Here is an 11,143-nt window from a genome sequence, read left to right on the forward strand (position 1 = left end):
GCATGACGAGAACCATCAGGCGCTCTCAATCCAAATCTCGCCGTGAACAAATCCCCTGCCGTCCTCTCATCCCACTTGTCGAACATCCTGTCTGACAGTGTCAAAGATTCCGGATCATCATTTGATCGGGAGCGTTTTCTCCAGTGGCACCGGCCCCTTCTCGATGTGCTTTCGAGAAGCCTGGTGCAATTCAGCTAAGGAGTGGGAAAATGGATACTGAAGCAGAAAAGAATTCCGCTGTTATCTCAAGCGATCGCGTTGAAGGTACCGCCGTTTTCGATCGCGCTGGGAAAAACATCGGCCACGTCGATCACGTCTTGATCGAGAAGCGTGGTGGGCAAACAACCGAAGCAGTTTTATCGGTCGGCGGTTTTTTGGGGATGGGTGATGAGAGGCACTGTGTCCCGTGGTCGAAACTCGATTACGATACCGACCTAGGCGGCTACCATCTCAACATTGACGAAAACACTCTTCGAGAGGGACCTCGCTTCACCTCTGGGGAGCGACGCAAAGCCTACGACGACAATTTCCGGTCTGGCGTCCACAAATATTATGAAACAGCGTAAGTGACCTAGACCCAAGAAACTTGGGGGCCTGCCTTCAGGGTTGGCCCCCACTCGTTTCGTCTTGCATCGCTACTGAACCGTGTCGCTACAGATGAGCCCAGTCCACGAGCTCAAGGTCGGCAAAGGGGATTTGGGAGAATCTTCGATTGATGCCTGACTTCATCACGATGTCCTTGCCCGTCCTCTCGGCCGTCTTCTTTGGTGGAGCGGCGCTGGTATGGTATGCCGGGACCAAGCTGGCGCTCTATGCCGACGAGATCGCCGAACGGTCCGGCCTCGGCCAGGCCGTGGTCGGTGTCCTTCTGCTGGGTGCAGTCACTTCCTTGCCCGAGATATCGACGACCACCGTCGCCACGCTTTCCGGCAACCCCTCTATGGCAGTCAACAATCTGCTGGGTGGAGTGGCGTTTCAAGTCGTCGTGATTGCGCTCGCCGACTTGTTCATGGGCAAAAAAGCGCTGACCAGCACGGTCCCGGGGCCGCGTACGATTCTCAACGCTCTGGTCAGCATCGTCTTGCTCATCATCGCCGCCATCGGCGTGATGGTGGGCGATTGGTCGCTGCCGGGAAGCATCGGGTTCTTCCCAGTTCTGATCACGGTCACCTACATCATCTGCATTCGCCAATTGAGCCGCGAAGTCGCGGTCAGCGGATGGGTGCCGGCCATGGAAGCGGAAGTCGAGACCAGCGAGATCAAGAAGGTCTCCGCTTCCAATGCGCGGATTGCGCTGCTCACTTCCGGCATGGGACTGCTGATCTTGATTGGCGGCACGATGGTTACGCTCTCAGCAGAAGGCATCGCAGAAAACACCGGAGTCGACACCGGTCTGATTGGATTGACCCTGCTCGCGTTCGCTACATCTCTTCCCGAACTCAGTACGGCGATTGCGGCGGTACGGCTGCGCCGCGCCGAACTGGCGATCGGAGACATTCTAGGCGGCAACATGTTCGACATTGTCCTGATCGGGTTCATCGATGTGCTGGATCAGGGCGAGCCGGTGCTGCGGCAGGTTGATCGCGCCTCAATGACGGCGGCGTTGATCGGCGTACTGTTGACCGCGCTGGTGCTGATCGGACTTATCGAGCGGCGTGACAAACACGCGCTGCGCATGGGCTATGACAGCATTGCCGTGCTAATTGTCTACGTCGCCGGAGTGGTCTCGATACTCGCCGGCATCTACGCTCGCTAGGGATGATTGCAGAAGCATGTGCAAGGCCGCTCCCGCAGAAACATCCCTCTTCAGCTTGTGACCGACCTAATGATGCAAGATAAGGATTCAATGGGCTCTTCAGAGCAATGTGATGCCCTGCGTAAAGCTCAGGCAGCTTTTCGATATACTTAGCTAAAAGCAGACAGACCACTATCGGCCCCGTTTCGGACCGACCGCTTCGCGTCCTAATTCCGGACGTTCACGGCTGCTTTCGGATGCCCTTTTATCTCCCGCGCGCGGCGAATTCGAAAAGCAGACGCAGAGCTGGAAACTACCCGCGGTCTAAGGGCTGCTCGGCTATAAATTTAGTTTAGCATTCAGGTGACCGCGGCTTACCAACCAGCCACACGCCTGTTTCCGCCACCAGTTCCATCGAACAAATCGGCGCGCCATCTTCGTAGAGATCGGCGTGGCCGGCTTTGACCATGGCCTTGGCCTTATCCAGAGCTCCGACAATCGAAAAACATTCGAAATCGATCTCTTCAATTACTGAATCGTGATCATCGCGAGCGCACAGCTTGTAACTATGCATCACTTGCTTTCCGCCCCGTCTTCGCGCGAACTCTTGTGCCCGCCCCGGCCAGAGCCGGACTTGTTGCCGCCGCCGCTTTGTTTGTTGACGGTCGACCAGGCGCGGCGTTCGGCTTCTTCCTGCGACACGCCGCGGTCCTCGTAGCTCTCTTCGATGTGCTCAACCTTGCGCTTCTGCTGGTCGGTATATTTGTCCTTGTCTCCCTTCGCCATCACGTTTCTCCTCGTGTCCTGTTGAGACCCCGCCCGCGCTAAGAAAATGTATGGGGAACCCCGCATGAGGCAAGGGCCAAGCGAAGAGATTGTCTCACATTTGCAACGGGTTATCATAGGGGCACTGCCCGGCTGTCTACAGGAGAGAGCATCCGACCCGGCAATTTGCAGCACTCGGGTTGAATGTCCTATCGGCTTGCGGCGAGCGCAAAGACCCCATCCCGGGACCCGGGCAGAAAGCGGAATAGCCAACCATGGAACTCAACCCTGTCACATCCCTCGAATGGCTCGATTGGGATATCATCAGCCGGCTTGGCGTGGCTGCGATTCTCGGTCTGGTGCTGGGGCTTGATCGCGAATGGCGCGGCCATGCCGCTGGCATGCGAACGCATGGCCTGATCTGTGTCTCGGCAGCGGCCATGGTCGTGTCGATCATGGCCCTATACCATCAGCTCGACGGTCCGCGGATGGACCCCCTGCGACTGTTCGAGGCAGCCGGAGCATTCATCGGGATAATCGGGGCGGGCCTGATCGTCTTCAGCAAGGGCCAGCTCCACAATCTGACGACGGCGGCCCATCTATGGCTAGCGACCATGGTGGGCATCGCCTGCGGTGCTGCGCAATGGCCCCTGGTGGCGATTCTGACCGTTGTCAGCCTGATCATGATCACGGTCTTACGGGTTGCGGAGGACAAGTTCGGCAAGGAGGATCGCAACATCGCGCGCTCAATCGGAAGGTCGCCCGACGAATAGGCGTCCGCGTCGGAATCGCATGTCCGTCCGGGCATTCCGAACCGGTCGCCGCGCGCTGTTTCGCTCCCCCTGCACGGGCAGTCGACAGATCACATCATCGGTTTGCCGCCGGTAACGGCGATTGTAGCCCCCGAGATATAGCTCGCTTCATCGCTCGCCAGCATGACGTAAGGCGGCGCGAGTTCGGCGGGCTGCGCGGGGCGGCCGAGCGGATAATCCTTCCCGAATTCCGCGACGTCCTCTTCCGGCATCGTCGAGGGGATAAGCGGTGTCCAAACCGGCCCGGGCGCGACGCAGTTCACCCGGATTTTCCGGTCTGCCAGTAGTTGCGCGAGGCCTGTCGTGTAATTCTGGATCGCACCCTTCGTGGTTGCGTAGGGCAGCAGCGTAGGATTGGGCTGGTCGGAATTGATCGATGCCGAATTGATGATCGAACTGCCCTCACCCATGTGGGGCAAAGCGGCTTTGGCGAGATAGAACATCGCGTGGATATTGGTCGCGAAGGTCCGCTCCCACTCTTCGTCGGGAATGTCTTCCAATGTCTCGAAAGTCATCTGGTGGGCAGCGTTGTTCACCAGCACGTCGATCCCGCCGAAGGTGCGGACAGCCTGGTCGATTATCGCCCGGCAATGCGCCGCATCGCTGATATCGCCGCGCATCAAGGCGCATTTGCGCCCGGCTTTTTCGACCCATTTCTTCGTTTCCTGCGCGTCGTGATCCTCGCACAGATAGGCTATCAGGACATCCGCGCCTTCCCGCGCGAAGGCGATTGCGACCGCGCGACCGATCCCGCTGTCACCGCCGGTAATGACAACCCTCTTTCCTCCGAGACGGCCGGAGCCCTCGTAGCTGTCTTCGCCGTGGTCGGGCTTGGGGTGCATTGCCTCGGTCGCGCCCGGGACACGCTGTTGTTGCTCAGGCAGGGGCGGCTCGATCTGGTTGGTGGTTTCTTGTCCCATGATGATCTCCCAAGAAATTACGGAATGTGGGCGTGCCGGGCCGTCAGGTCTTCGTCCCGGGGTAGGTGTCGCCCCCGAGAAGTTTGGCGAGATGTGCGGCATTGATCGCGCACATCTGCGCGGTCTCGTTCACCGCGTCGGGGGTTTTGGCCAGCTCCTTGAAGTCGGTGCCGCCCATTGCCTCGCCGACCCAATAGCAGGCTGCGCCCGCCGGGATCGTCCAACCGGTGTCGTTGAGCGACTGGAACAGCTGAGCCGAGCTCCAGTGCGCGCCATCTTCATTGCCGACGATCGCGGCAATCGCCACCTTGCCGAAGCTCGGCATCCGGCCTTGGTCGTCGGTTTCGCTGGTGAAGGCATCCATGCGTTCGAGCACGCGTTTGGCGACCGACCCGATCTGGCCCATCCAGATCGGCCCGCCGAAGACCAGGATGTCCTGGTTCAGGATTTTCTCGCGGATACCTGGCCAGTCGTCACCCTCGCCCTCGTCCGACGTCACGCCCGGCGGGACATTGTAATCGGCGATGCGGATGGTTTCGGCCAGTTCGACATCCTGCTCGGCCAGATGCTCTTTCAGCACGGCGATCATGGCGTCGGTGGAGCTTGCTTCGTCCGAAGATTTCTTGAGCGAGCAGTTCAGGGCAATGGCGGTGAGAGGCATAGGTGTTCTCCTCGGTTGTTGCGATTGGCGAAAGCGTGGGGCCCTAGCGATCGTCAGGTTCGGCCATCCGGCGGTGCATCTGGGCAAGCACCGTGTCGGGAATCACGCCGGCGAACATATCCTGGATCTTGTTCATGAAGCCGCTGACCGTGTGCGCGTCGCCTTCGAGAAGGGCGTTGTAGCCCGCCTCGGCGACCATGGCGGGATCGTCCTTGCTGTCCGATTTGCCGACATCGGTGTTCTCGAGCCCGGCGCGGTCGAAGAACTGGGTATCCGTCGGCCCCGGCATCAGGCACGAGACGACCACGTCGGTATCCTTGAACTCGTTGCGCAGCCCGAAGCAGAAGTAATCGATGTAGCTCTTGGTGCTGTTGTAAACGAGCTGGAAAGCGCCGGGGATGTGCCCCGCGATCGAACCGGTCACCAGGATGCGGCCGGCATTCTTCGCCCGCATCTTCTGCCCGATATGGTGCAACAGCCAGGTCGTGCCGGTGACATTAGTGTGGATGACATGGGCGATGTCCTTCCACTCCTGATCGAGGAACGCTTCGCCCAGCCCGTGGCCAGCATTGGCAAGCAGGACATCGGGCGTGCGGTCACCAAGCGCCGTCACGAGGGCCTCGAGGCCATCGCGGGTGGCGAGATCGGCTTCGACCGTCTCGACACCTGCGGCACCGCACTGCCGCGCGGCGGCTTCGGCCGCGCCAAGATCACGGTCGGCGGCGAGGATCAGGTCGCAGCCATCGCGGGCGGCCAGCTTCGTGAGCTCGAGCCCGATCCCGCTCGAAGCACCGGTGATCACGCACAGCCCGGACAGCTTGTCGATCTTCCCGGCCATGATCAATTCTCCATCCCGGGCTTCAGAATGACCTTGGTCCATTCATTCTGCTGCTCCTTGAAATTCTTGTAGCCTTCGGCCGCCTGTTCGAGCGGCAGTCGGTGGCTGATCAGGAACGTGGTATCGAGCGTGCCATCCTCGATCTTCTCGAGCAGTTTTTTGGTATATTTCTGAACATGGGTCTGGCCGCCGCGGACCTGCAGGCCCTTTTCCATCATCGCCCCGAGCGGCCACTTGTCGGTCATCCCGCCATAGACGCCGGGGATCGAGACCTTGCCGCCGAACCGGACCGCGAGAATCGCCTGTTTCAGCGCGCTCGCGCGGTCCGCCCCCATGCCGACCTTCTGCTTCACCACGTCGAACATGTTGTCGATGGCGAAGCCGTGCGATTCCATGCCGACCGCGTCGATCACCGCATCCACGCCGATCCCGCCGGACATTTCCATCAAGGCCTCGCGCACATCGGTCTCGCGGAAGTCGATGATCTCCGCGCCCAGCTGCTTCGCCAGTGCGAGACGGTTCGGATAGTGATCGATCGCGATTACCTTGGATGCACCCATCACGATGGCCGACTGGATCGCGAACAATCCGACCGGGCCGCAGCCCCACACCGCAACGGTATCGTCGGGCTGGATGTCGGCATTTTCCGCCGCCATCCAGCCGGTCGGGAGGATGTCCGAGAGGAACAACACCTTGTCGTCCTCCAGATGGTCGGGAACGATGATCGGGCCGACATCGGAAAATGGCACGCGGGCGTATTCCGCCTGTCCGCCCGAGTAGCCACCGGTCAGGTGCGAATAGCCGAACAGCGCGGCCATCGGCTGGCCGTAAAGCGTCGCCGACATATCCTGCTTTTCAGCCGGGTTGGAATTGTCGCAGGCGGAATATTGCTGCTGCTTGCAGTGGAAACAGCCTCCGCAGCTGATCGTGAACGGCACGACGACGCGCTGCCCTTTCTTCAGATCGCTCGCAGCCCCCGTCTCGACGACTTCGCCCATGAATTCATGGCCCAGCACATCGCCCGGCACCACGCCGGGAATGACGCCATCGTAAAGGTGAAGGTCGGACCCGCAGATGGCGGTGCTGGTGATCTTGATGATCGCATCGCGGGGATTGATGATTTCCGGATCGCTGACCGTGTCCACGCGAACGTCGTTGGTTCCATGCCAGGTAAGTGCTCGCATCATCCGTTCTCCTGCTTGGCTGCACGGGTTTCGTCCCGCGTTCGCGCCGATGTCGCTATTTCCCCGGTTTCCATGAGCATCTTGAAACGCTTCAGATCGTGCCGGGCCTGGACCTGCGGCTCGCGCAGGAACAGCTTCGCCACCGCTCGGCCGAGCGCGCCTGCGGGCGGGTCGTAGGCCATCACAAGACTGACTCTGGTTCCACGCTCGCCCGGCGCATCTTCGAAGCGAACCTCGCCGCTTGCCTCGATCTCGGAATCCTCGACCGAGCGCCAGGCGATCAGCTCGTTCTGCTTCTTGCTGGCGATTTCGGTTTTCACCGCGACCGTCTGGCCTGCGGGGGCCTTGATCCGCCAGGTCGATGCTCCGTCTGCGCCGGCTTCGATCGCTTCCACATTCTCCATGAATTGCGGCAAGTTGGAGAAGTCCGACCAGAATGCGAACAGTTCGGCTCGCGGCTTGCGGATGGTTACCGATCGACCGGCCTGCGCGTTGTCGCCTTCAGGCTGGCGTTTGGCATGGTTCGCGGCATCGTCATATCCGCGATTTTGGTGCCTATTGGATAGGAACGCTCCGAACGCGATCGCTCCGGCGGTAAGAACGACGCCGCCCAATCCGGCGCCGATTTTGGAATTTTGAGACATAGGTTTTCTCCGCGACATGATGACGCAGCGAATTCCCGCTCAAACAGTTCCGGACATTTACGGCGAGACGTTGGTGGGTTGAGTTCAATTCTACCGAGGCACTCTTCAGCGGCGTTCAGGGCCGGATCTAGCTACTTAAAAGCGCAAGCTTAGCCCATCATCTTCTTGGCTTCAGCAAACGTCACCATACGCTGCTGTTCCTCATCCCATAGAGCCAGACGGAACGCGCTGAGCGACTCCCATGCCGTGTAGCGGTTGAGATCGCGTAGAGCCGGATGCGCCTTCAGGACTTCGGGCAGGCGGTGGAACGGTATCGTGCTCGAAAGGTGGTGCACGTGGTGGATGCCGATATTGCCGGTGAACCAGCGCAGAACCGGCGGCAGATCTAAATGTGTGCTGCCCATCAGGGCGGCTTCGGCGAAGGACCAGTCGGATTTGCTTTCCCAGTATGCTTGGGGGAACTGGTGCTGGATGTAGAACAGCCACACTCCCATGCTCGCGGCAAAGAGCAGAGTCGGCAGAAATACTGCCAGCGTCACTCCGAAGCCGACTAACCATATTGGCACGGCTAGGATTGCGAGAGTGGCAAGGTTCGTGCCCAGCGCGCTGATCCAGAACTTCCAGCCCTCCTTCATTAATCCCACTGGCAGACGGTGCCGCAGCAGAAAGAGGTAGGCGGGGCCGAAGCCAAGCAAGGTCAACGGGTGGCGGTATAGGCGATATCCGAGCCGCTGGGTCCTCGATCTCTCACAATACTCGCGCACCGTCAGCGTATCGACATCGCCAAAGCCGCGCTTGTCGAGATTGCCAGTCATGGCGTGATGACGCGCGTGACTGAGGCTCCAGCAATCATAGGGCGTGAGGGTGAAGACGCCCAGCATCCGCCCGAACCAGTCATTACTCCGCCGCTCCCGCAGGAAGGATCCGTGGCCGCAATCGTGCTGGATAATGAAGAGCCGCAGTAGGAACAGTCCGGCGAGCGGAGTAAGCGCGAGAGCGAGCAGGTAACCCGCGTCCGCTGCTCCGATAATCGCGGCGAACAGTCCAAGAAAGGGGATCAGCGTGATGCCAAGCTCCCACAGGCTGCGCTCCGGTTTTGGATCGCGGAACACCTGAAGGTCGCGCATCAACTGACGAGGGTCGGGCATGGCGGGGCGGACGATTGCCGAGGCCGCCTCAGAACGGGAAACACTCACTCGCGATCCGCTAATGTGGCATGGCGCGATTGTCACGCAGGATCGACTGTGCTCGGAAATGCGGGCGACTTTCCGTGTGTCCCGCGCCAGAGGCGGACTGTCCACTAACGCCCAATTTCAGACCTGGAGCGACTCAGGTCGATGGGCAACAAAATCCTGATCCCCAGGCCTTATGGGGCAACAATTTCGAGCGAATGCAGGCCACAAGACGAAAAGCAGCCTAGGCTATAGTTGCTCTTGGTTGCCAAATTCGAAGCCCACGTCAGCAAACAGAAGCTATCCCAAAAATTGGGGGCACATTTGGGGGCACAGACCACGGAATGCCCCAAATTGCTGTGCAATCTCAGTAACTTAGGCTTTAAATTCAATTCCCTCCGTCTCCGCCACTGGCTCCCGGGCCGGGCATCGCCGAGGAAATCGGTGTCGAAGTGACCTCGCAAAGCGGAGCGTCATTTCAACCATCGGGATCAGACTCGGCGGGAGACGCGGCCGAAATGCGGGTCACTAGCCGCGCAGGGAAGTTCGATGGCTTCGCCTGTGCCGTATCGGGGGCAACCGCTTGACCGCAGCGGCCTTGGCCATCTCGCGGATCGGCTGCCCGACGGCGATCACCGGCGTCCACGAAATTGCCGCGGGTCAGCATGCGGTCGCCCGCTTCGAAGGTCTTGGCGAAGTCGCCGCGCGCGTCGTGTCTGGTGACACTGCCTAGCCCGCCCCTCATGCGCGAGGGGCAACACCAAATCGAACGCTAGCCGGTAAACCCGTCGGCGCGGTAGATTTCCTGGCCGCGGCGGAACACCACCAGCTTCTTGAGCGTCACCGGGTGGAAAAAGGCTTCGATCGACTGGCCTTCCTTGGTCCGGGCGTAGACTTCGTAACAATCGCCTTCGACCTGCATTTTCAGCAGCTTCCATTCCTCCAGCCAGACCTTCTTCTTCAGCTTGGAGATCTTCTGCCAGCCATCCTTGGGGCCGGCCTTGCAGGTGATGTCGCCATCGGCCTGCGCGGGGGCAGCGAGGCCGACAGCCGCGACGGCAGCGAAAAGGGTCGAAGCCTTGAGGATCCGGCGAAAACTCATGCGATACTCCTGGTAACGATTGTCCTGCGGCGCATGACCATGCGCAATGTCCATGCCACCACTAGCGGGGCGAGGTGAACGAGCGCTGGCCCCCATGCCCAATCGAGCAACAGCCAGTGGATCAGCGCCAAGATGAAAGCCGGATAGACGAGGCGCTGGAGTTGCTTCCAGCCCCGCCCGAGACGGCGCATCGCGGCATCGAAGCTGATCGCAGCAGGTACCAGCAACAGCGCGAAGGCCAGCCAGCCGGTCCAGATTCCGGGAAAGGCCAACTCGCCCACCATCGCCGACACCAGCTGCATGTCGAGTACGTAGAAAACGAGATGCAGCAGCGCGTAAAGGAATGCGGCTACGCCCAGATTGCGGCGGATCGCCAGCCAGCCGCGCAGGAAGCGGTTGGGGCCCAGCGCATCGGTCAGCGGACCGGGCAGCAGCGCGCAGATCATCAGCCGCACCGACATCTCGCCGCTGGGGTGGTAGATGTCCATCGCCAGCGTCTCGCCACTGACGAAACGCTGGATCATCAGCGCCGCCGGAATGGCAAGGACGAGCCACAGCAGCGCGCGGCGCCAGCCGATCACGGCTGCGCCCAGCGCCGCAGCAGATTGTGATAGATGTGGATCAAGCGGTTGATCTCGGCATCGTCCTGCGGACGGTCGGGCGTCAACGCGCGGATCGACTGGTCGAGATCGTAAAGCAGCGCACGCGCCGAGGTATCGGCCACTGCGCTCTGGATCCAGCTGATCGCGCAGATCCGCTGCCCGCGGGTGACAGGCGCGACCTGGTGCAGGCTGGATGAGGGGTAGAGAACCATGTCGCCTGCGGCGAGCTTGACCGCCTGTGCGCCGAACTGCTCTTCGACGATCAGCTCGCCGCCGTCGTAGCTGTCGGGATCGGACAGGAACAGCGTCGCCGAAAGATCGCTGCGGATGGTCAGATCGGCTTCGGGCAAGCGCATCAGCGCGGCATCCGAATGCGTGCCGTAATGGCCGCCATCCTGGTAGAGATTGAACACCGGCGGCCAGATCTTCTCCGCCAGCGAAGCCGAGACGAATTCGGGATGCTGGCCCAGTCGGCGCAGGATCGCCGTGCCGAGTTCCTGCGCAAGCGCATCCTGCCGCGGCAATTGCAGGTTCTGCTTCACCGCGATCGACCGCGTCCCCGCGGTGCTGGCCCCATCCTGCCAGTCGGCATCGGCCAGCCGGTCGCGAAAGGCGCGCACCTCTTCATCGTCCAGCAGGTTCTCGATGATGGTCAGCATGGCGGACAGTCTTGTCGTAAAGGATGGCAGGGCGCGAGCCGAAGCCCGC

The 11,143-nt window shown here is 60.8% G+C and carries 14 protein-coding genes and 1 pseudogene; 4 read left to right on the forward strand and 11 right to left on the reverse strand.

Annotated features, from left to right (window positions below):
- Positions 1-209 precede the first annotated feature (209 nt).
- Positions 210-566, forward strand: coding sequence for a PRC-barrel domain-containing protein (locus N6L26_RS08560; RefSeq protein ID WP_263605176.1), 357 nt, complete (start codon positions 210-212; stop codon positions 564-566).
- A gap of 149 nt (positions 567-715) precedes the next feature.
- Complete coding sequence (locus tag N6L26_RS08565; RefSeq protein WP_263605177.1) at positions 716-1,756, forward strand: sodium:calcium antiporter; 1,041 nt, start codon at positions 716-718, stop codon at positions 1,754-1,756.
- Positions 1,757-2,087: 331 nt separating this feature from the next.
- Here N6L26_RS08565 and N6L26_RS08570 read toward each other — a convergent pair whose 3' ends face one another.
- Together N6L26_RS08570 and N6L26_RS08575 are read right to left on the reverse strand one after the other, a co-directional pair.
- Positions 2,088-2,309 carry a hypothetical protein gene (locus tag N6L26_RS08570; protein WP_263605178.1) on the reverse strand — a complete coding sequence of 74 codons (222 nt, stop codon included), beginning with the start codon at positions 2,307-2,309 and terminating at the stop codon, positions 2,088-2,090.
- A 14-nt stretch (positions 2,310-2,323) separates the two neighbouring features.
- Positions 2,324-2,521 (reverse strand): annotated as a pseudogene (locus tag N6L26_RS08575) (plasmid stabilization protein); the annotation flags it as partial.
- Between the two features lie 254 nt (positions 2,522-2,775).
- Here N6L26_RS08575 and N6L26_RS08580 point away from each other — a divergent pair.
- Positions 2,776-3,273, forward strand: coding sequence for an MgtC/SapB family protein (locus tag N6L26_RS08580; protein WP_050599070.1), 498 nt, complete (start codon positions 2,776-2,778; stop codon positions 3,271-3,273).
- An 89-nt stretch (positions 3,274-3,362) separates the two neighbouring features.
- Here N6L26_RS08580 and N6L26_RS08585 read toward each other — a convergent pair whose 3' ends face one another.
- The 6 genes from N6L26_RS08585 to N6L26_RS08610 all read right to left on the reverse strand — a co-directional run bounded on the left by N6L26_RS08585 (position 3,363) and on the right by N6L26_RS08610 (position 8,755).
- Positions 3,363-4,232 (reverse strand): SDR family oxidoreductase, encoded by an 870-nt coding sequence (locus N6L26_RS08585; protein ID WP_263605179.1) that lies wholly within the window; start codon positions 4,230-4,232, stop codon positions 3,363-3,365.
- A gap of 43 nt (positions 4,233-4,275) precedes the next feature.
- Positions 4,276-4,893, reverse strand: coding sequence for a flavodoxin family protein (locus N6L26_RS08590; RefSeq protein WP_263605180.1), 618 nt, complete (start codon positions 4,891-4,893; stop codon positions 4,276-4,278).
- Positions 4,894-4,936: 43 nt separating this feature from the next.
- Positions 4,937-5,731, reverse strand: a complete 795-nt coding sequence (locus tag N6L26_RS08595; protein ID WP_263605181.1) for an SDR family NAD(P)-dependent oxidoreductase — start codon at positions 5,729-5,731, stop codon at positions 4,937-4,939.
- 2 nt (positions 5,732-5,733) lie between these two features.
- Complete coding sequence (locus N6L26_RS08600) at positions 5,734-6,915, reverse strand: zinc-dependent alcohol dehydrogenase (RefSeq protein WP_263605182.1); 1,182 nt, start codon at positions 6,913-6,915, stop codon at positions 5,734-5,736.
- On the reverse strand, positions 6,915-7,559 hold the full coding sequence (locus N6L26_RS08605) for an SRPBCC family protein (RefSeq protein WP_263605183.1): 645 nt from the start codon (positions 7,557-7,559) through the stop codon (positions 6,915-6,917). Before N6L26_RS08605 ends, N6L26_RS08600 begins: the two co-directional genes overlap by 1 nt.
- A 149-nt stretch (positions 7,560-7,708) precedes the next feature.
- Complete coding sequence (locus N6L26_RS08610) at positions 7,709-8,755, reverse strand: fatty acid desaturase (RefSeq protein ID WP_263605184.1); 1,047 nt, start codon at positions 8,753-8,755, stop codon at positions 7,709-7,711.
- 559 nt (positions 8,756-9,314) lie between these two features.
- On the opposite strand from N6L26_RS08610, the gene N6L26_RS08615 reads away from it, so the two are divergent.
- Positions 9,315-9,464: a hypothetical protein gene (locus N6L26_RS08615; protein WP_263605185.1), complete on the forward strand. Its 150-nt coding sequence runs from the start codon at positions 9,315-9,317 to the stop codon at positions 9,462-9,464.
- 39 nt (positions 9,465-9,503) lie between these two features.
- On the opposite strand, the gene N6L26_RS08620 is transcribed toward N6L26_RS08615, so the two are convergent.
- The 3 genes from N6L26_RS08620 to N6L26_RS08630 are packed head-to-tail and all read right to left on the reverse strand — an operon-like array spanning position 9,504 to position 11,094.
- A complete protein-coding gene (locus N6L26_RS08620) occupies positions 9,504-9,833 on the reverse strand; it encodes a PepSY domain-containing protein (protein ID WP_263605186.1) in 330 nt (109 codons plus the stop codon).
- On the reverse strand, positions 9,830-10,414 hold the full coding sequence (locus tag N6L26_RS08625) for a sulfite oxidase heme-binding subunit YedZ (RefSeq protein WP_263605187.1): 585 nt from the start codon (positions 10,412-10,414) through the stop codon (positions 9,830-9,832). Before N6L26_RS08625 ends, N6L26_RS08620 begins: the two co-directional genes overlap by 4 nt.
- A complete protein-coding gene (locus N6L26_RS08630; RefSeq protein ID WP_263605188.1) occupies positions 10,411-11,094 on the reverse strand; it encodes a Fe2+-dependent dioxygenase in 684 nt (227 codons plus the stop codon). Before N6L26_RS08630 ends, N6L26_RS08625 begins: the two co-directional genes overlap by 4 nt.
- Positions 11,095-11,143 lie beyond the last annotated feature (49 nt).

Source organism: Qipengyuania sp. SS22 (assembly GCF_025736935.1).
GTDB lineage: Bacteria > Pseudomonadota > Alphaproteobacteria > Sphingomonadales > Sphingomonadaceae > Qipengyuania.